At 69.1% G+C, this 18,896-nt stretch carries 19 protein-coding genes and 1 tRNA gene; 8 read left to right on the top strand and 12 right to left on the bottom strand.

The window, feature by feature from the left end; translation table 11 throughout:
* Positions 1-409: 409 nt before the first annotated feature.
* Entirely contained in the window at positions 410-874 is a 465-nt protein-coding gene (gene kilB, locus ABT300_RS21930; RefSeq protein ID WP_351678256.1) for a plasmid transfer protein KilB, read from the bottom strand.
* Positions 875-1,129: 255 nt separating this feature from the next.
* Between kilB and ABT300_RS21925 the strand changes: the two genes are divergently transcribed.
* Together ABT300_RS21925 and ABT300_RS21920 are read left to right on the top strand one after the other, a co-directional pair.
* Positions 1,130-1,459 carry a hypothetical protein gene (locus ABT300_RS21925; protein ID WP_351678253.1) on the top strand — a complete coding sequence of 110 codons (330 nt, stop codon included), beginning with the start codon at positions 1,130-1,132 and terminating at the stop codon, positions 1,457-1,459.
* A gap of 52 nt (positions 1,460-1,511) precedes the next feature.
* The gene (locus ABT300_RS21920; protein ID WP_351678250.1) at positions 1,512-1,907 is read left to right on the top strand and encodes a DUF5958 family protein; all 396 of its coding nucleotides are present in this window, start codon (positions 1,512-1,514) and stop codon (positions 1,905-1,907) included.
* Between the two features lie 154 nt (positions 1,908-2,061).
* Here the strand turns inward: ABT300_RS21920 and ABT300_RS21915 are convergent, their stop codons facing one another.
* Complete coding sequence (locus ABT300_RS21915) at positions 2,062-2,547, bottom strand: DUF4265 domain-containing protein (protein ID WP_351678247.1); 486 nt, start codon at positions 2,545-2,547, stop codon at positions 2,062-2,064.
* Between the two features lie 60 nt (positions 2,548-2,607).
* Positions 2,608-3,066 (bottom strand): PIN domain nuclease, encoded by a 459-nt coding sequence (locus ABT300_RS21910; protein WP_351678245.1) that lies wholly within the window; start codon positions 3,064-3,066, stop codon positions 2,608-2,610.
* Between the two features lie 534 nt (positions 3,067-3,600).
* Between ABT300_RS21910 and ABT300_RS21905 the strand changes: the two genes are divergently transcribed.
* Positions 3,601-4,668, top strand: a complete 1,068-nt coding sequence (locus ABT300_RS21905; RefSeq protein WP_351678243.1) for a ParA family protein — start codon at positions 3,601-3,603, stop codon at positions 4,666-4,668.
* 25 nt (positions 4,669-4,693) lie between these two features.
* Positions 4,694-5,158: a transposase gene (locus ABT300_RS21900; RefSeq protein WP_351678241.1), complete on the top strand. Its 465-nt coding sequence runs from the start codon at positions 4,694-4,696 to the stop codon at positions 5,156-5,158.
* A gap of 885 nt (positions 5,159-6,043) precedes the next feature.
* Here the strand turns inward: ABT300_RS21900 and ABT300_RS21895 are convergent.
* The 3 genes from ABT300_RS21895 to ABT300_RS21880 form a co-directional block, all read right to left on the bottom strand.
* Positions 6,044-6,466, bottom strand: coding sequence for a PIN domain nuclease (locus ABT300_RS21895; protein ID WP_351678238.1), 423 nt, complete (start codon positions 6,464-6,466; stop codon positions 6,044-6,046).
* A complete protein-coding gene (locus ABT300_RS21890; protein WP_351678235.1) occupies positions 6,463-6,678 on the bottom strand; it encodes a type II toxin-antitoxin system VapB family antitoxin in 216 nt (71 codons plus the stop codon). The genes ABT300_RS21895 and ABT300_RS21890 overlap by 4 nt, the downstream gene beginning before the upstream one ends.
* A 599-nt stretch (positions 6,679-7,277) precedes the next feature.
* Positions 7,278-7,427 (bottom strand): hypothetical protein, encoded by a 150-nt coding sequence (locus tag ABT300_RS21880; RefSeq protein ID WP_351678232.1) that lies wholly within the window; start codon positions 7,425-7,427, stop codon positions 7,278-7,280.
* 215 nt (positions 7,428-7,642) lie between these two features.
* On the opposite strand from ABT300_RS21880, the gene ABT300_RS21875 reads away from it, so the two are divergent.
* The gene (locus ABT300_RS21875; RefSeq protein WP_351678230.1) at positions 7,643-10,000 is read left to right on the top strand and encodes a coiled-coil domain-containing protein; all 2,358 of its coding nucleotides are present in this window, start codon (positions 7,643-7,645) and stop codon (positions 9,998-10,000) included.
* Between the two features lie 540 nt (positions 10,001-10,540).
* Here the strand turns inward: ABT300_RS21875 and ABT300_RS21870 are convergent.
* Positions 10,541-10,614: transfer RNA gene (locus tag ABT300_RS21870), tRNA-Gly, on the bottom strand.
* 264 nt (positions 10,615-10,878) lie between these two features.
* Between ABT300_RS21870 and ABT300_RS21865 the strand changes: the two genes are divergently transcribed.
* From ABT300_RS21865 to ABT300_RS21855, 3 genes are all read left to right on the top strand, one after another.
* A complete protein-coding gene (locus ABT300_RS21865) occupies positions 10,879-11,046 on the top strand; it encodes a hypothetical protein (protein ID WP_157876337.1) in 168 nt (55 codons plus the stop codon).
* A gap of 80 nt (positions 11,047-11,126) precedes the next feature.
* The gene (gene dcd, locus ABT300_RS21860; RefSeq protein WP_351678226.1) at positions 11,127-11,702 is read left to right on the top strand and encodes a dCTP deaminase; all 576 of its coding nucleotides are present in this window, start codon (positions 11,127-11,129) and stop codon (positions 11,700-11,702) included.
* Between the two features lie 23 nt (positions 11,703-11,725).
* A complete protein-coding gene (locus ABT300_RS21855; RefSeq protein ID WP_351678223.1) occupies positions 11,726-12,235 on the top strand; it encodes a phosphoribosyltransferase in 510 nt (169 codons plus the stop codon).
* Between the two features lie 36 nt (positions 12,236-12,271).
* On the opposite strand, the gene ABT300_RS21850 is transcribed toward ABT300_RS21855, so the two are convergent.
* The 5 genes from ABT300_RS21850 to ABT300_RS21830 all read right to left on the bottom strand — a co-directional run.
* Entirely contained in the window at positions 12,272-12,949 is a 678-nt protein-coding gene (locus ABT300_RS21850) for a class I SAM-dependent methyltransferase (RefSeq protein ID WP_351678220.1), read from the bottom strand.
* 101 nt (positions 12,950-13,050) lie between these two features.
* Positions 13,051-15,297 (bottom strand): FG-GAP repeat domain-containing protein, encoded by a 2,247-nt coding sequence (locus tag ABT300_RS21845; protein ID WP_351678295.1) that lies wholly within the window; start codon positions 15,295-15,297, stop codon positions 13,051-13,053.
* A gap of 220 nt (positions 15,298-15,517) precedes the next feature.
* Positions 15,518-16,291 carry a hypothetical protein gene (locus tag ABT300_RS21840; protein WP_351678217.1) on the bottom strand — a complete coding sequence of 258 codons (774 nt, stop codon included), beginning with the start codon at positions 16,289-16,291 and terminating at the stop codon, positions 15,518-15,520.
* Between the two features lie 280 nt (positions 16,292-16,571).
* On the bottom strand, positions 16,572-17,555 hold the full coding sequence (locus tag ABT300_RS21835) for a Yip1 family protein (RefSeq protein ID WP_351678215.1): 984 nt from the start codon (positions 17,553-17,555) through the stop codon (positions 16,572-16,574).
* Between the two features lie 295 nt (positions 17,556-17,850).
* On the bottom strand, positions 17,851-18,896 hold a 1,046-nt coding region (locus ABT300_RS21830), incomplete at its 5' end, for a (Fe-S)-binding protein (RefSeq protein ID WP_351678212.1).

The raw sequence follows: 18,896 nt of genomic DNA, 5'->3' as shown, positions 1-18,896 counted from the left end.
GGGGCAGCAGACGGTCCCGCCCGAAGGGATGCTGCCCCAAGCCGGCCAGCGCTTCCGGGCCACCCCTACCTCAGGGCGCGACGGCGCGACGACCGCGTGAGCAGCAGCACTGGCGCACCTGACAACTGCTGCTCTGCTTACGCGACTTGGCAGACCCTCGCGCACCTCGCGACCCAGTCCACCGAAAGTGCGTCTCAGACAAAACCAAACCCCAGGTCACCGGACCTGGGGTTTCTTGTATGGAGAGGGTGACGAGAATCGAACTCGCGCCCTCAGCTTGGGAAGCTGCGATCATTCGAGGCCCGTTCGGGTGCTGACCTGGGCGAACGGCTGTGATGCAGCTGCGTCGGGCCCGGTTGCTTTCACCGTCGGTCTGTCGGGAATCAGCCCAGGGGCCTGTGCAAGTACCTCAAAGGTGCTGCTTCGCTGAGCCGACGAGTCGGCTGATGTGGTCACGGGTCCGTGCTCTCAGCTCGTCCAGCTCAGCCCTGGCGTCCGCCTTGGGCAGGTCCGTGATGTCCGCAAGCACGTCTTCCGCGGTCCGACTCAGCCGGTCGTCATCCGTCAGCATCTGCAGCCGGAAGAGGGCCTCCTGGGCGCTGGAGCGCAAGTCGTAGGCGCGGATGCGCACCGAGTCGGGGTCCTCCGGTGGTGGCTGCTCATGCTCACAGAACCACAGATGGACCAGGCAGCGGCGATAGTTGACCAGCGCGCCGGCGTAGGCGGAGAAGGCATCGAGTCGCTCCTGCCGAAGCTTCTCGCGGCGGGCGAACTGATGGCTCCTGTCGGTGCTGCGCTGCTGAAACGCCAGAGTGATCCCCGACCCAAGCAGTGTTCCGAGGACGGCTATGCCGCTGGCGATGATGGTCTCCACATCCCAAGCTGATCACGCATCGCCGTCCTCCGCGGGCCGTTACCGAACTCCGATGCCAACACGCTTTCCAACTGTGGTGGTGGTCTCCGGGGCATTGGACGGGGCCGTTCACCTGCGTTCATGGGCGGCCGGTCGTGTGGGCGGCTACCGGCTTCGGTCTTGTCTGAACGACCGTGAACGGAGCTGAATGAGACGGAAACTGAGATGGAGGGCGGGGCCGGGCTCGCTAGCATCGTCGCTGTTGAAGGGGGAGCCATGGCACTGGTCCGCAAGGGATCACGACGGATCGTCGTCGACGGCACGGCCTACCGCTGGCGGCTGCGAGGCCGGCCGACGTATTTCCAGGGCTTGGCCTGGTCGCCGTGCACGTTCGCGGTCGAGCATGCGGACACCCCGGGCATGACGCTCGTGGTCGCCACCGACCAGCCGCATCCGAGTAACTGGTTCGGCCGAGAGGCTGAGCCTGTACTGCCGTCCGATGTTGCCGCGGCTGTTCGACTTGCACTGCGTGAGGGCTGGAGTCCGACCGCTCCGGGCTCGGCGTTCCATCTCGACCAGTCCGCCGGCTTCACGCCTTCGCACTGAAGGAGAGGAATCGGAGCGCACTCTCAGTCTGAACTGAGTCGGGAGGTAACCGGTGTTGTACGCGCACGAGGTGGTCCTGAACGAGCTCGCGCAGGGGCTCAGGCCGACGGCCGAGGGTGTCGAGTGGTTCGAAGGCCGCGCAGAGGATGACCAACGCAAGGTCCTGCACGCGCTGGTGGAGTTCTGCGGGCAGGCCCGGGCCTGCGAGGACGATGTGCCGGAGAGCATCGCGCGTTCTGGCATTCGTCCCACTCACACGCCGGCGGTGATGCTCACGAAGTGGCGCTTCGGGATGGCAGGGCTTCCGGCTTATGAACTCACCAAGTCCTTCCGCGTGCTCGTCGCCCTCTTCAGCATCGCGGACTCTCGCAGGCGGACGCAGTATTGCGCCGATGGGTGCGGTCACGAGTGGCACAACCTGTCGGATCCGCGGTGGGACGCAACCTAGGTGTCTTCTTGCCCTGGGTCTTGCCGGGGATCTTGGCGGGCTGGGTCTTTGCTGGTCAGGGGCTGTGCGCGTGCGCCTGGTGGTCGTCATTGGCTACCGTCGAGCAACCTCGCACGGCCCAGGAACGGCCCAGGCGTGGATCACCTGAACGGCGTCAGCCGACGGACGTAGCCCGCCACTGTGCGGTGATGCACCCTTCTTCCATGTCCCACCACTTCTTGGCCACGCCGTGGTTGAGCAGCTTCTGCACTTTGGCGAGATCGGCGGTGGGCGGGACGTCCAGGGCGATCATGCGGAACCGTTCTATGCCCTCGCCGCAGACTCCGATTTCGTGAAACGCGTTGAGCACGCTTTGCCGTGCAGCTCCTGAACCGCCGTCACGGAGCACGATGAGGCGGATGGTGCAGTTCTCGGAACGACGAACCACCTCGCCCGCCCATCGCACGCCTTCGTCATCGGGCTCGGTGGCTATGACGTCTCCGCAGGCGATGCCTCGGACGAACCAGGGGATGTTGTCGAGCCGTGCGGTGCCGTCGCCTTGGTCGACCGCCCACAGGCTCTCCACCGATGCCGGGGGCCAGTCATCTTCGATCTCAAGCCGGAAGTGCACCTTCACGTATGGGTCCTCGGGGTTCGTCATGGCGCCCAGCATGCACACCCCTGCCGCGCCGGCCGCAGGTGGGTAACCGGAGACGTCTGTTCAAAGTTGGACATGGGTCGCCCGGGCCTCTTCGGGTCCGTACCACTGGAGTGCCTGGCCGGTGACGGCGGCGACGCACTCGAAGTCGCGGTCGCGGTGCAGGAGGGGCAGTCCCTGCAACTCGGCCGTGGCGGCCACCACGAGGTCGACGGCTCCTGCGCTGCGGTGCTGTCCACGCTGGGTGAGGATCTCTTGGACGCGCCAGTCGCTGTCATAGGCACGGTCGTCGACCGGAACCCAGCTGAAGAGCAGGCGCAGGTCCCCGATGCCCTGTGTGCGGTCGGCGGCGGAGCGAACGCTGGAGAAGAACTCCGGCTCGGTGATGGGGCAGGTGGCGATGAGTCCAGCGGCTGCCACCTGGTCCCATCCGTACTGCTCGGCATCGCCGCGCAGAATGCGAGCGAGCGCGCTGGTGTCGATCAGGTCACTGGCGGTGGGCCGCCGTCGAGGCCGCCGCATAGCTGCCCCGGGTCCACGGATGGCGGAACCTGCACCTGTACCCGGGCGACGACCCCTCAGTGCTCATTCCGCGCATTTCGCGAGCCGTTCTGACGTGGGGCGTGTTCTTACGGCACCCCTACCCGGACCACGGCTGTGGCTGCGAGTGGGACGACACCTGGCGAATGGTCCGGGCACCCGACACCGAACCCGGCGCCGTCCCGATCACCACCATGCGACACCCAGCCGCATCGGCAACCGCCGCCGACATCCCCAACCCCGACGCGGGCAGCCCCGCCACCTGGGCAGCCTGACGCGGCTGAGCACGCGCAGAAAGGGCCCTGGCCTCCATCGCTTTGGAAGCAGGACGCTTCTTGCGGTTCCAGTGGACGCGCGACACCTGGGCCAACACCGAAGCGTCAACGCGGCGTTGTCGACCCACCCCGCCACCCAGGAGCGAGCCACCTCCCGCCGTATCCAGCACAAATTCTGGGCGGGGAAGGGTCCGGAAACGCTAGTCTCGCCCCCCGTGCCCACCGCAGTCCTGGAGACCTCATGGCAGGCGTGCTCCCGCAGCTCAAGCGTAAAGGCGCCAAGTCCAAGCCCGAAGTGGCTCCCGAAGAGGTCCTGTACACCGACACGGACCGCAGCGGGGACACCGCGGACCCGGATCTGTCGTCTCTGTGGTGGTACGACTCCGACTTCCGCCCCAAGGGCCGGAACTGGCCCCTCATCTGGGCGTACATCATCGAAGGCGGCGGGTCCACCAAGACCACCAGCGCCACGTCCATGGCCGTCATCGCCGCCTTGGACGGCTACCCAGGCGTTGTCTTCGACCTCGACGGCAACATGTCGGCGACCACCGTCCTCGGCTACGACGAGACCGCCCTCAAGGGCAAGAAGACCGTGATCGACCTGCTCTACGGCAGGGCCACCCTGGACGAGGTCGCGCTGCCCGCCCGCTACCGCATCGGCGACGGCGACGACCCCGAAGAGGACTTCGAGCCCATCGAGAACCTGCGCGTCGTGCCCGGCAGCCCCGCCATGGCCGACGCGGACCGCGCCATCGCAGAGGACGCGGACCGCAACGACTGGTTCGCCGAGATCCTGCACTCCTACAAGGGCGACGAAGCGGTCTTCCACCTGGACTTCCCGGCGAGCTACGGCAAGATGCCCCACTCCGTGCTGCGCACGCTGGACGAAGACGACTCCGTCATTCCGTCGATCAAGGCCGACCCCAAGGCCGTCAAGCTGGTCAGGCGGCTCACGGACGAACTGGAGCGAGTCCGCGACAAGGAGCGCGGCAGCCGGTCCGTCCCCGGCCGGCCGACGCTCAAGCACCTGATCCTCACCGGCACGTCGCCGCTGACCTGGACGGACCAGGTGGCAGCCCGCCGCGGAACGGCCGCGGCAGAGGCGATGTACAGCTCCGTGCTGCTGCCCTACATCCGGTACTCGGCAGACGCCGAGAAGATCTACGAGGACGCAGTTCCCCTGCCGATCCTCCTGCCCGACTCGGCGCCCTCCGTGGACTACCGGGAGGTGACGAGGCGCATGTGGACGTTCCCGTATCTCAACGAGTGTGGGTGCGACTACTGCCCGGAACCGGGTGCCCCGGTGTGATGCCAACCCCAAGGGCACCACCGCGATGTGGATCCGTGACCGCCTCGACGACCTCTGGAGTGACGCGGACTTCACCGCCTGGTACCCGCGTGACGGCCGCCCTGAGCTCTCACCCGCCCAGTTCGCCACCGTCTGCGTGCTGCAGTACGCGATGAACCTCTCCGACCGCCAGGCCGCCGAGGCGGTGCGTTGCCGAATCGACTTCACAATACGCACTCGGACTGGACCTGGACGATCCCGGCTTCCACCAGAGCGTCCTGTACGCCTTCCGCGACCGACTCGCCGAAGGCGACCGCGCCGACCGGCTACCGAGCCTCGCACTCACCCGGATCCGACGGGCCGGCCTGCTCAGGGGGCGCGTCACGCAGCGCACCGACTCCACCCACGTCCTGTCCGCCGCACGGGAGCTGACCCGCCTGGAGCTGGTGACCGAGGCGGTCCGCGCCGTGCTGGAAGAGGTGGCCCGCGACGCGCCAGAGGTGCTGGATGAGCTGGCCACCGCCGGATGGGCCCAACGCTACGGCCGGTCGGTTCGCCTGTGCTCCCAGCCCAGCCACCCCGTCGCCCGCCTGGAGCCGGTGCAACGACGCTCGCGAACTGCTGCAACGCCTTGACGACCGGTTTCCTCGGGTGGCATGGCGCCGACAGCCCTTGCCGATCTCCCACAGGAGCTTGCACGGCGTCCCCTTCTGCGTGGGGCGACCACAGCGCGCTGTCGTTCGGCGTCTTCGGGAACCGTCGTACCCGGCGGCCATATCGGGCATGGTGAACCGCCCGGCCATACCAGCGCCGCGTAAGTGGCCCTTTGCGTAAGCGACTTGGTCGCCATTTGCTCGACCTATGCTGCGGGTCACATGAAATGCGCCTCGTTATTTGTGGCGGTCGTGGGCTGGAGGGGCAAAGTGACGCCCGAGGGTCCGGTAAAGGGGTGCGTGGCCTCGATTTAGGGCACGTGGAGGGCACGCAATCCCCGAATTGGTCTAGACAACAAACAAACCCCAGGCCGCTGGCCTGGGGTTTCATCATGGAGCGGGTGACGAGAATCGAACTCGCGCTCTCAGCTTGGGAAGCGACGGCGCTTGGGCGGCCGGATGGTCGCTGAACTGCGCTGATTCGTCGTGCTGGCACTGTTGCGCGGGCTTGATCACACCGCTGTTGACCGTGGTTGTCCGCTCTTACGGGCACGCTATGGGCACGAGGCGCGAAGACAGGTGGGCAGAGCGCGTGCACGGAGGGGCGCGGTGTTGGCCGGAGCTTGGTCGGACGTCCAGTCGGGGAACGCCTTCGCGCGTGCACAGAGCTTGGGTGAAGCCCGTTTTGCGTTGCGATGCCGACGGTCGCAGCTTCCTAGGACCGGCCGATGCTCGCCGTTGGTTCATTTGCCGGCTTCGGGGCCATACCACTGGAGTGCCTGGCCGGTGACGGCGGCGATGCACTCGAAGTCCCTGTCGCGGTGCAGCAGCGTCAGTCCCTGCAACTCGGCCGTTGCGGCCACCACGAGGTCGACGGCCCCGGCGCTGCGGTGCTGTCCGCGCAGGGTGAGAACCTCCTGGACCCGCCAGGCACGGTCGTAGGCACGGTCGTCAACCGGCACCCAGCCGAAGAGCAGGCGCATGTCTTCGATGCCATGGCTACGGTCGGCGGCCGACCGCGCGCTGTAGAAGAACTCCAGCTCGGTGACGGGGCAGGTGGCGATGAGCCCGGCGGCGGCTGCCTGGTCCCACCCGTACTGCTCGGCATCGCCGCGCAGCATGCGGGCGAGGGCACTGGTGTCGATCAGGTATTGCGCGGCGTTCACCGGCGGTAGTTCCCCTTGTCCTCGAAGAGATCGAGATCGAAGGCGCCCTCTTCTGCCGATGCCCGCAGGCGGGTGAGTGCCAGACCCCGCCGCCGGTTCTCCAGCACCTCACGCAGCGCGGTGTTCACCGTCTCCTTCTTGGTGCTGGTCCCGAGCGCCTTTGCAACGTCAGCGACCAGCTGATCGTCGAGGTCGATCACGGTTCGGCTCATCGACTGCACCTCCAGAGATATCAATAGTGCCATTGATTATATCCACATCGATGCATGAGGGTGAGTCGACAGGGAGCGGTGCTTTGGACCACGGTTCCCGCCATGGCCGCTGGAAGGCCATGTCGGGTGCCGCACCCCCGATGTTTCCGGTGGAACCGCCCCAGACTGTGCTCGCCCGAGTTGACCAAGGGTGCCAACATGGTCTGGCGGCCCTCAGCGAGAGCGTCGACTCCGTGATCGTGAGTCTGGACTGGACCAGCCCAACAGGTCACGGCAACGCGGATGTCTCCGTTCTGCTGCTGGACGCAGGCGGCCCACGGGGAGCGGCAACAAGGACCGGACAACCTCCGCCCTGACCGCGATCACGGACGACATCGATCGGATCCTGGTGGCCGCGAGCCGGTACGACGGAGCCGTGAGCTCTACCGTCGAGGCGGAGATGATCGTCCAGTTGGTGGACTTCGTCATCCACCCGGGCCTCGCGCCGCCGAGCCCTAGAGGTCGGACCACACCTGGCCACGGTCGGTGACGGTCGGACCCGGCAAGTTCACCGGCGTCGGGTGACACGCCTCGAAGGAGTCCCCCGGCCCCACGTCCGGCTACCCCTTATGGCCTTCCAGCCAGGCCTTCAGCCAGGCAACCGCTGTGGCGCCGAGAGCCCCGGCGACTCCCAGGACCGCCTGCTGGCACACCCGCCGCCGGAAGGACGGCGGGGCCTGCTCCTGCTTCTGGACGCCATGGTCGGTCATCTACTCGTTCCTCCTGCGTGCGTCGGCGCTCTTCGTGAGCCGGCTCGGACCCCATCGTGTCGAGGGGTGCGGGTGGCGGGAACCGCTTCGGTGTTGACATCGGGAGTCGGCAGCGAGACCGGTGTTGCCGACTGCGAGTGGCAACGGCGTCTGGCCGCTGCCGGGCCCGGAGGGCGTGATACTGGCTGCTGTTGACGGGACGGCAGGTGGGGGGCATGGGTACACAGGACGCATTGGGAACGGCGCGCTTGTCACCGCTCAGCGAGGACCTCGTCGCGGAGAAGCGGGCCTTCGTCGAGGACCTACGGATGCTCTTCTGCCGTCTCGGCGTGGGCGTCCGGCGTTATGCCGCGCGTCGTCATGTGGACGCCAGCACATTGACCCGCTACCTGAAGGGTGACCGCCTTCCGGCGTGGGACTTCGTCGCCACACTCATGGCAGACCTCCGCGAGGACGGGGTGGCCCTCACGCTCGAGGCGGAGCAGAGAATGCGTGAGCTTCACCGCGACGCGCTGCAGTCCAACAAGCCGGCCAGTAAGAAGCAGAAGCTGGAGGACCAACTCGCCCTTGCCGACGAGGAGGCCCGGCGGAAGCAGGCGCACGCCCAGGCACTGGAGGAGGCGCTGCTGGACCGCATGCAGCGGTTGTCGCAGGCAGAGGCCCGCTGCCGTGACCTGGCCATCGAACTCGACCAGCAGGCACAGGCGCACCGAGCCGAACTCGACCTGTGGCAGGGCGAGTACGAACAGCTCGGGCGCGAGTGCGACGACCTCCAGCAGGAGATCACCTACCTGAAGGAGGTATTGGCCGTCACGCAGGCCGAACTGATCGCCGCGGAGGACCAGTGCTGCATGCTGGAGTCGCAACTGGAGACTGTGCAGGAACTGTGGCAGGAAGCGGCAGTTGTCCCTTCGCTGATGGCGGCGCTGGAGGCCACGGACCGGACCGCGTCCGTGCCGGAACTCGTCGACGTGGTCAGCGACCTGGAGTCGCGGACCCAGCGTGCCATGGCCAGTGAACTGGTCACGTCCGTCAGCAGGTCCCGGCCGGTCTACGAGGTCGCGGCCCTCCTGGCGGGACTGGACGGAGCGGGACTGGGGGCGCACGCCCAGGCGGCGCTGCCCGTCCTGGTGCTCACCCGCCCGGTCGGCGACCTCGGCCGTTTGGCGGCGGAACTGGAACGTTCCCGTCTCATCAGCCTCGGTGCCCGGTTGCTCCAGGCATCGGTCCGCCTGCACACGCCGGGTGACACCGCCGCATTCGCGATCGCCCTCCACCGCGAACACCTTCCCGAGCACGTTGCCGTACTGCTCGGAGCGTTCCTCGCCACACGCGAGGTGCCCCAGGTACTGGAAGCAGTGGATCTGCTGGCGACGGGTCCTGTGGCCGCCGCGCTTCCGCAGGCCCTGCGCGCAGCGGCGTCCGAACGGCCGGTGTCGGACATCGTGGAGCTCAGTCACGGGCTCGGAGAGAACGGCTGGGACGGTCTCACTTACGCCCTGCAGGCAGAAGCCGTTTCCGTCCGCCCGGCCACCGACGTCACGGAGCTGATCGACTCGCTCTCGTGCCGCGGACTGCTACGAGACGCCGACTTCGTGTTCGACAACGCCCAGTCGTGCACCAGCGGTCATCTGGTTGCCCTGGTCTCCGCCTTACGCGTGGTGCGTAACCACGCGGCCTCCGCGGCTGTTCTCGACCGCGCGGCACTGACACGCGCGCCCGGTGATGTGGCCACTCTGATCAACGATCTGCACGCGACCGGCAACGGCACGCTCGCGTGCGACGTTCTGATCGTGTCGGCGGCCCGACGCGCCCCGGACGACTTCCTCGCGGTCCTGCGCGCTCTCGACGAGAGACACTGCGAGGTCCACTGGGTGCTGGAACATGCGGCCGGGGTGACCAGCCCCAGTGATGCGGCACTCCTCTTCCGGACACTGAACGACGTGGCTCTGCCCTCTCACGCCGAAACGGTACTCGCCTCCACACTCGAGAACCGTCCCACCGGACACGCCGGGCAGTTCCTCACCATCCTGCACCACGGCGACGCACCGGAACTCACGACGGAGGCACTGCTGGAACGCGCCCGCATGATGCCCCCGGCGATGGTCGCCCCGCTGGTCCTGGCGCTCGCCTCGGCCAACCTCCGCAGCCAGCTCGACGCCGTGCTCCGTGGTGGCGGGGCCGAGAGGGACGGCGGCGAGATCGCCATCCTGCTCAAGCAGATCACTTTCGCGGACAGCCCGATCGCCCCGCTCCAGGGCCATGTGTTCGACCGCCTGACACATGTGTGCCTCTCCTTGCTGCCGGCCGAGACCCTCGCCGACCACGTCCTCGCCCTCGAAGAGGCGAGCCTCAACTGGCACGCGGCCACTCTCACCCAGCGAGCGGGTGCCCATCACCTAAGCGCCTTCACGTCAGTGCTGAAGCGGCTGCGGACCAAGGACGAGCAGAGGGTGTTCTCCCGCCGCTTCTGGACGGCGGAGCACGCCAGCGGCCTCCACAGCGGCCGGACGAGCGGTGCGACGCCGGTGGCCCTGCCCGGTCGACGAGGGCAGCACAGACGCGGTCGGTAACGAGAACGCACCCCGCCGGGCATTCACCCACCCGGATGAAACAGCCTACTTTCCGGATGCCTTCCGAGTTCGTCCAGCCGGTGGTGTACGAGGCTGGTGAGCCAGACCTGGGAACAGGGCCGCCCCGCAGGGTCGAGAGCCGGTAAGTCCGCTGCTCATCCCCGGTCTGCCGCCGCGTGAGGGTGGACAGGACCTGTGCCTGCCGGAACCTCCCGTCGGCTCCCGTCACAACCGCCATGCGTCGACTCCGTGCCCGCTCCCGAACGTTCCTGGCACCGGGAGACAGCTGCCGGGGGTGAACGGCGCCGATGAAGTCCCTCTAGAGAGCCCTCCATGCCAGACAGTAGACGCTGAAGCTGCTCGTAGGTGGCCTTCGGGTCGCGGCCGGGGTCTGGGGTGAGCGGATCGAAGGCGGCCACCAAGTGCGGGTCGACGTGCTCCTCGTGGGTGCCGGGCCCGTAGAGGTAGTGGATGAGGCCGCCGGCCTCGACGCGCAGAAGGCAGCAAAAAGGCCCGGCTCTCTGAGCTGGGCCTTCTTCATGGAGCGGGTGACGAGAATCGAACTCGCGCTCTCAGCTTGGGAAGCTGATGTTCTACCATTAAACTACACCCGCGTAAGACGCCGGAATGAACCGGTGTCGGAACGCTCCGTCACTCTACCTCATGCCGGGCCCCGGGCGTCGAAGCCTCGGGGCCCGACTGCGTCGCCGGGGAGGGATCGGTGTGTGGGCGACCGGAGTTGGGGCGTACGGTGGTCGCGTGGAAGTGGGGTCGGGCGGGGTCGGAGTGCCGCCTGGAGGGCCGTCCCGTTCGTCCCGTAATGTGGCTTTCAGTGTCCGGCGAGCAGCAGCCGGACGCGGCTCTTGGGGAAGGGACTCATGGACTTGATGGAGCGCACCGTCGTCCGTTGTGCCGACGGGCACGTGTTCAGCACCGCTTCGTTCCCGATGCAGCAGGCCGAGCGGCTCGGCCCCGGACGGCTGGTCCGGTGTCCTCGGTGCGCCCGGTTGCGCAGTGCCGTGCCGGTGACGCTCGAGAAGCGGTAGCGGCGGGCGCAGACGGGAAGCCCTGGCGCGCGGAGTCGTCCGATGGTGGTCGCTCCGCGCGCCTTGCGTATCCTCGGGACGTGCTTCTCTCAGACAAGGACATCCGGGCCGAGATCGACGCCGGGCGGGTACGGATCGATCCCTACGACGAATCCATGGTGCAGCCGTCGAGCATCGACGTGCGACTCGACCGTTACTTCCGGGTGTTCGAGAACCACCGCTACCCGCACATCGACCCCTCCGTGGAGCAGTCCGACCTGACGCGGCTCGTGGAGCCGGAGGGCGACGAGCCGTTCATCCTCCACCCCGGTGAGTTCGTGCTCGCCTCCACGTACGAGGTCGTCAGCCTTCCCGACGATCTCGCCTCGCGCCTCGAGGGCAAGAGCTCGCTCGGGCGGCTCGGACTGGTCACCCACTCCACCGCCGGGTTCATCGACCCCGGCTTCTCGGGGCACGTGACGCTCGAGCTGTCCAACCTCGCCACCCTGCCGATCAAGCTGTGGCCCGGTATGAAGATCGGGCAGCTGTGCATGTTCCGGCTCAGCTCGCCGGCCGAGTTCCCGTACGGCAGCGATCGTTACGGGTCCAGGTACCAGGGCCAGCGCGGGCCGACGGCGTCCCGGTCGTTCCTGAACTTCCACCGGACCCAGGTGTGAGCGGCGGCACGGACGCAGACCACGTGAGGCCGGCGCGCGAGAACCTCACCTACGAGCAGTTCGGGACGGCCGTCCGCGAGCTCGCGCAGACCATCGCGGACGACGGATACGTCCCGGACGTCGTGCTGTGCATCGCGCGCGGGGGCGTCTTCGTCGCCGGCGGGCTCGCCTACGCCCTCGACTGCAAGAACATCCATCTGGTCAACGTCGAGTTCTACACCGGTGTCGGAACCACGCTCGACATGCCCGTGATGCTCGCGCCCGTTCCCGACGTCATCGACTTCTCCGACAAGAAGGTCCTCATCACCGACGACGTCGCCGACACGGGCAAGACGCTGAAGCTCGTGCGCGACTTCTGCCTGGACGCCGTCGCCGAGGTGCGCAGCGCCGTCGTCTACGAGAAGTCGCAGTCGCTCGTGAAGTGCGAGTACGTGTGGAAGCGGACGGACGACTGGATCAACTTCCCGTGGAGTGTTTTGCCTGTAGTGCGTAAGTCGGGGGAGCCGGTCACTCCGTCCAGGGAAGCCCTCTGAAGGGGTCCTCGACGGGAGCCCGCTGACGGGGTGTCGTCAGCGCAGACGGCGTGCCCGTAGGACCAGGTCGTCGTGGTGGTGGGAGCCCGCGCCTCCCTCGGGCGCCACCCGTGGCCGCTGCTCGTCGACCTCCACCCTCCAGTCGTCGTCCAGCAGAGCGGCGACCATCGAGGGCCAGACGTAGTCGGCCGGGTCGAAGCCGCTGTCGTCCGGGTGCCGGGTGTCCATCCCCGCGTGGTGCACGAGAAGCAGCACGCCGCCTGGCGCGACGGCCGCGAGCAGCGCACGCTCGGCCGCGGCGCCCGGGGTGCGCAGCAGCGCCGGGTACTGCGCGGAGACCAGGTCGAAGGAGCCCGGAGGGAGCGCCGCGCCGGTGAGTTCGGCGTGGACCCAGCGGACGGTGACGCCGGCGTCCCGTGCGTGCCCCGCCGCCCGCTCCAGCGCCACGCCCGAGACCTCGAGCGCGGTGACGTCCCAGCCGCCGCGCGCGAGCCAGACGGCGTCCGCGCCCTCGCCGCAGCCGACGTCGAGCACCCGCCCCGGGGTGAGCCCGGCGACCTCGGCGACGAGGGCGCCGTTGGGGCGGCCGCTCCACAACTGGTGGCGGTCGGCGTACCGGTCGTCCCATTCCGCACGCACTGCGGGGTCTCCGACGTATCCGTCGGCGGCCGGGGGGATGTCGGAGGCGGGCGATCCCGCGGTGTCGTCGGTCACGGGCCCACCGTCGCCCATCCGCTCCCCGTCGCGCGACTCCTGTTGCCGTTCCGGCAAAACGGCGTCCGGGGATCGTCCCCCATGAGGGGCCCCGGGGGCGGTCAGGTGACGGTGTTGAACCTGGTGCCCTCGCCCGTGTAGAGGTCGGTCGTGAGCCGGCTGAGCGGGGCCGTGGCCGAGCCGGTCGAGCGGTAGACGTACGTGCCGTTCGGGCCGTGGGCGATCAGGTCGGGGCGGCCGTCGGCGTTGACGTCGCCGGCGCCGACGAGCCGCGTGAAGGCCTTCCAGCCGGAACCGACCCTGACGCGGGAGGCGAAGCCGCCCCTGCCGTTGCCCTGGTACAGCCACAGGACGCCCGCGGTGTCGCGCGCGACGAGGTCGCCTGCGGCGCTGCCCGCGATGTCGCCGACGGCGGTGATCCGGTCGTAGATCTGCCAGCCGCCGCCGAGCCGGACGCGGGCGGCGAAGGGGGCGGACGGGCTGCCGGAGCCCTTGTAGAGCCACAGGGCTCCGGAGGCGTCCCCGGCGAGGAGGTCGGGCCGGCCGTCCCCGGTGAGGTCGCTGCCGCCGGTGATCCTCTGGTAGGTCTGCCAGCCGGCGCCGACCTTGACGCGGGAGGCGAAGCCGCCCCTGCCGTTGCCCTGGTACAGCCACAGGACGCCCGCGGCGTCGCGCGCGACGAGGTCGCCCGTCGGGGCGCCGGCGAGGTTCCCGACGGCCTCGATCTGGTTGTAGGCCTGCCAGCCGCCGCCGATCCTCGTCCGCTCGGCCGCGGTCACCCGGCCGTCCGACGGCCAGTCGAAGAGGTCGTCCCGCCACAGCACGCCCGAGGCGTCCCGCGCGAGGACGTCCGTCGAGCCGTTGTCGTTGAAGTCGTGCGGGTTGGCGCGGCGTGAGACCTGGATGCTCCCCCGGGCGGTCGCCGGTGCGCCGACGCCGTCGGCCGGGGTGGCGGTGATCTGCCAGGTGTAGGCGCCGTTCGGGGCGCTGACGCCGTCCAGGACGCCGTTCCAGTCGAAGCCGAAGCGGCTGCCGGAGACCGGCCGGGGCAGGCGCGCGGTGAGCTTCCTGCCGGTGACCGTGTGGGTGAGGGTGAGGTCCACGTCGGCGTTGGCGCGGGACAGGGTCCACTCCATCGGGACCGTGACGCCCGGCGTCTCCAGGCTCACCGCGGTGGGGACCTTCGACGAGGTCACCTCGACGGCCTTGAGTCGGCCCGTGTCCGCCACGAGCGTGAGGCTCGGCAGGCCGCCGTTCCCCTCCCGGATGCGGAACAGACCGTCGGCGTCGGCTGTGGCGCCGCGCACGAGCAGGCTGCCGTCCGGCGCGTGGGCCACGCTGGAGAAGTGCTCCAGCAGTGTGTACGGCGCGGTGGCGGAGTCGGTGACGCTGCGGGCGTAGAGCGGGCTCGGCGTCCCGTCGGCCGCCCTGCCCGGCGCCCCGTAGAGCAGCGTGTCCCTGGTGACGCCGGCGATGACGGCGCCGCTGAGGGAGCTGTCCAGGGTGAACCTGCGGTGGACCCGCGTCCCGCTGACGACGAGTTCGGCGGCTCCGGCCCGGTACTCGGCCCACGCCTCGTAGTCGGCCGTGTAGGCGCCCGTCGAGGCCTGCGTCCAGGGGGCGATGTTCTCCCTGCTGCCCGACTCGATCACCGCGTCGCCGTCGACGGTCGTGCGCGTCTTCCAGTACTCGGTCCGGAAGGTGGCGGGGCTCGGGAAGACCCGGTTGCTGCTCAGGACGAGCAGGACGTCGTTCGTGGAGGCGACGACCTTGAAGTCCATGCCGAAGGAGTTGGACGAGCGTCTGGTCTTCCTGGCGACCCCGTCGACCTGGGCGAGCTGCCACAGCTCCTGGTAGCCCCCGCTGCCGGTCGGGACCTTCACGAACAGGTTGTCGCCGACCACGCCCACGAGCTTCGCGCCGGGCGCGAACTCCGCCGCGAGGTCGTACGACGCGGACCAGGCGGCGCCTTCCCTCATGTCCCGCAGATGGACCACGCTGCCGCCGTCGCCGGTCACGACGATGTCGGAGGCGCTGTCGTAACCCGTGGCGCCCGCGCTGATCGGCAGCACCGAGCCGTCGGCGTACCTGTGCCACTCCAGAACCCTGGCGCCGGAGTCGTCCGCCCGGGATGTGAGGTATCCGGTGTCGCCGGTGCTGACGACGTCGGCGCCGAGAGGCAGGTTCGCCTCGCCGGCGGTGGCGGTGGCGGCTCCGGTCGTCATGACGGGGGCGGCCACGGCCCCGGGCGAGGCAAGTGCGCCGGCGCCGATCGTCACGGCGACGACGGTGGCGACGCAGGCGGCGAGCCGGCGTCGGGCGATGGGTCGGCGTCGGGCGGTGTGCACGGAAGCCAAGGAGGTCCTTTGTGATGATCCGAGCGGTGCGCGCGGGTGCGCGTGCCGCTGGATCGGACCTGTGAAGAGGCCGGGGGGTTGTACGAGTTGTTGCTCCCGTTGCCCTGAAAGCCTTACGGGACCTGGACCCGGACCGGGACCGGGACCGGGACTGGGACCGAGGCCCGGACCTGGACCCGGACCTGGACCCGGACCGGGACTCGTTTCCCGGTCACCTCTTGTGCAGCGCCTTCACGCCGTCCGGCTCGAAGTCGTAGACCCAGTCGTTGAGCCGGAGGCCGTCGACCGCGCCGATCCACATGAAGTCCCGGCCCTTGCCCACCGAGACCGTCAGCACCGTCGGCTTGGCGTTGCGCGACGTGAACGCGGCCTTGAGCGCGCTGAAGGTGCACGGGGTGGCGAGGGCGCAGCCCGTCACGGCGCCGGCGTTGCCCGTGAGGAACCAGCCCCCGGTCGTCGTGGCGTCGAGGAACGGGCTCCAGCTGTTCACGCTCGGCGACGCCGCCGGCAGCCACACCAGGGAGGAGTAGTCGGAGGTGCTGTTCAGGTTCGGATCGATCTCGATCCGGATGTTCGGCATGTTCGTCGCGCCGCCGTAGGAGATGTTCTCGCCTGTCTGGAAGACGTGGAATCCGGCTCGGCGCAGGCTCAGCAGCGACTTTCCGTAGAAGTCCACCTCGTTGCCGAAGTCGACCTTCTCGACGGGGGACGCGTTCACCCCCGGAGCCGCGCCCACCACCTCGATGCCGAGGCTGCCCCGGCCGTACGGCGGCCGTGCGGACGTGCCGGTCACGCCGAACGAGCCGAACGGCCCGTTGCGCAGCGCGGCGACGGGGGAGCCGATGGTGTTGCGGGTGATCACGCCCCAGTGGTCGGCGCGTGCGCGGCCGTCGTCGGTCCCGGAGACGGCGACGGCCGTGCCCGGAAGGATCATGGCGATGACGGCGACCAGCAGGGCGGCCACGAGCAGCGGTCCCCGTCTCAAGCCAAAGCGAGCTTTCACGCGCACTCCCAGTACGAGGTGGTAGGGAGCAGTCACGTTAGCTGACTCTCTGTAGTCAACATCGTGCGACATGCGGTTGATGTGACATTTGCGCCCGTGCGGGATGCGCGATGCGTCGCTCTCGGCTATGGCGCGCGGTGGCGTGGCGCGGCGTGGCGTGGCGCGATGTGGCGTGGCGCGATGTGGTGTGGCGTGGCGTCGAGCCGTGCGGACGTGAAAGGGCCCCCGCCTGTTCGTCGGCGGGGGCCCTTTCGCGTGACGGCTAGAACGTGCCCAGCTTCACGATCGACAGCAGCGCGATCAGCTGGATCGACGACGCCCCCAGCGCCTTCGGCCACGGGAGGTCGTGGGAGCGGCTGACCATCAGGGTCAGCAGGGCGCCCGCGGCCACCCATGTCGCCCAGCCGAGCAGCTGCACGAACGACGCGTCGCCGCCGAAGAACATCGCGACGACCAGCCGCGGTGCGTCGGTCAGGGACATGATCAGCATGGAGAGGCCGACGGTGGGCTGCCATGCGCCGTCGCCGCCGAGCTGACGGGCCAGTGTGTGGGTGACCACGCCCAGCACGAACGAGCTCAGCACCATCGCCACGGCCGTCGTCAGGACGATCGGGATCGCGTTGGAGAGCGTCGCGTTTATGGCGTCCGAGCGCGCGCCGTCGAAGCCGAAGACCGCGAGCAGGCCGTAGAGGAACGTGACGACGAGGGCGGGCCCCCACATCGTGTAGTCCCGCATCTGGTGGAACGTCTGCTGGGGGGCGAGGACGATGCCCTTCAGCAGTGCCTTCCAGTGCAGCCGCGGGCCGACCGGGCCGGCGGGCGCCGATCCGGCGTGGTAGGTGCCGCCCTGGCTGTACTGGTCGTACCGCTGGTGGTCGTCGATCGAGAAGGCCTGGGTGTGGCCCGGGTTGTTCGCGGCGTACGGGTCGTGCGGGGCGCCGTAGGGCGCGTCGCCGCCGAAGTACTCCGGCTCCTCGCCGCCCCGGCCGCCCTGGCCGCCGCCGTTCGCGTGCGGCCACTGACCGCCGCCGCCGGCGCCGCCGTACTGCGGGCGCTGCGGGTACGGCTGCTGGGCCGACGGGTAGCCGTAGGACGGCCCGGAAGGACCCGACGGCCCCGAGGGACCCGACGGTCCTGAGGGCCGCGACGGCCCCTGGGGCGCCTGCTGCCCGTACGGAGGGTGTTGCGGTCGCGTTTGCGGGGCGCGGTCGTCCCGGCCGCCGCGTCCGATCCTGAATCCAGCCACGTCTTCGAACGTACCTGGTCCCGCCGGGTGACGTGGCGGCGCCGTCGTCCGCGTACGGCTTTGCTGCCGACCTGTGACATCCCCTAAGGGGAGTAACGGGGCTGGAGTCGGGGGTTCTTGAGGGAGCGTCCCGGGGCGTCCCAGGGGCGTGGAGGGGGAGGTGGATGCGGGACGGAGGGGGACGGCGACGCCCCCGCGTCCGGGTGGGACACGGGGGCGTCGGTACGGCCGTCCGGGTTGCTCACCGGCCGGTTCACGGCCCGCCCCGCGGGTCGCTCACCGTCCGGTGTGCGGGTCACTTCACCGGCTGGGGCTCCGGCTCGTTCTCGGTCTGCGTCTCGCCCGCCGGGGGCTCGTCGTCGACCGGCGTCTTGACGGACTCCAGGAGGAGCTGGGAGACGTCCACGACCGTGATGGACTCCTTGGCCTTGCCCTCGTTCTTCTTGCCGTTGACCGAGTCGGTCAGCATGACGAGGCAGAACGGGCAGGCGGTGGAGACGATGTCGGGGTTGAGGGAGAGGGCCTCGTCGACGCGCTCGTTGTTGATGCGCTTGCCGATCCGCTCCTCCATCCACATCCGGGCGCCGCCCGCGCCGCAGCAGAAGCCGCGCTCCTTGTGGCGGTGCATCTCCTCGTTGCGCAGGCCCGGGACCTTGGCGATGATCTCGCGCGGCGGCGTGTAGATCTTGTTGTGCCGGCCCAGGTAGCAGGGGTCGTGGTAGGTGATGATGCCCTCGACCGGGGTCACCGGGATCAGCTTGCCCTCGTCGACGAGGTGCTGGAGCAGCTGGGTGTGGTGGATGACCTCGTAGTCGCCGCCGAGCTGCGGGTACTCGTTGCCGAGCGTGTTGAGGCAGTGCGGGCAGGTGGCGACGATCTTCTTCGCCGACCTGGGCTTCGCGGACTCGGGCACGACCTTGCCGTCGTCGTCGAGTTCCTCGCCGAACGCCGTGTTCAGCGCCATGACGTTCTCCATGCCGAGCTCCTGGAACAGGGGCTCGTTGCCGAGGCGGCGGGCGGAGTCACCGGTGCACTTCTCGTCGCCGCCCATGATCGCGAACTTGACGCCCGCGATGTGCAGCAGCTCGGCGAAGGCCTTGGTCGTCTTCTTCGCGCGGTCCTCGAGGGCGCCCGCGCAGCCGACCCAGTACAGGTACTCGACCTCGGTGAGGTCCTCGATGTCCTTGCCGACGACCGGCACCTCGAAGTCGACTTCCTTCAGCCACTCCAGGCGCTGCTTCTTGGCGAGGCCCCAGGGGTTGCCCTTCTTCTCCAGGTTCTTGAGCATCGTGCCCGCCTCGGACGGGAACGCGGACTCGATCATCACCTGGTAGCGGCGCA

The organism is Streptomyces sp. NPDC001027 (assembly GCF_040299045.1).
Lineage (GTDB): Bacteria > Actinomycetota > Actinomycetes > Streptomycetales > Streptomycetaceae > Streptomyces.
The sequence above is the reverse complement of the archived record's forward strand: the minus strand, read 5'-3'. Positions and strand labels throughout refer to the sequence as shown.

Coding starts and splice junctions, on each gene's coding strand:
- ABT300_RS21875 (WP_351678230.1), top strand. CDS start 7,643: ATGGGTACACAGGACGCATTGGGAACGGCGCGCTTGTCACCGCTCAGC.
- ABT300_RS21890 (WP_351678235.1), bottom strand. CDS start 6,678: ATGAGCCGAACCGTGATCGACCTCGACGATCAGCTGGTCGCTGACGTT.
- ABT300_RS21905 (WP_351678243.1), top strand. CDS start 3,601: ATGGCAGGCGTGCTCCCGCAGCTCAAGCGTAAAGGCGCCAAGTCCAAG.
- ABT300_RS21880 (WP_351678232.1), bottom strand. CDS start 7,427: ATGACCGACCATGGCGTCCAGAAGCAGGAGCAGGCCCCGCCGTCCTTC.
- ABT300_RS21900 (WP_351678241.1), top strand. CDS start 4,694: ATGTGGATCCGTGACCGCCTCGACGACCTCTGGAGTGACGCGGACTTC.
- ABT300_RS21865 (WP_157876337.1), top strand. CDS start 10,879: ATGGACTTGATGGAGCGCACCGTCGTCCGTTGTGCCGACGGGCACGTG.
- ABT300_RS21925 (WP_351678253.1), top strand. CDS start 1,130: ATGGCACTGGTCCGCAAGGGATCACGACGGATCGTCGTCGACGGCACG.
- ABT300_RS21915 (WP_351678247.1), bottom strand. CDS start 2,547: ATGACGAACCCCGAGGACCCATACGTGAAGGTGCACTTCCGGCTTGAG.
- ABT300_RS21910 (WP_351678245.1), bottom strand. CDS start 3,066: ATGCGGCGGCCTCGACGGCGGCCCACCGCCAGTGACCTGATCGACACC.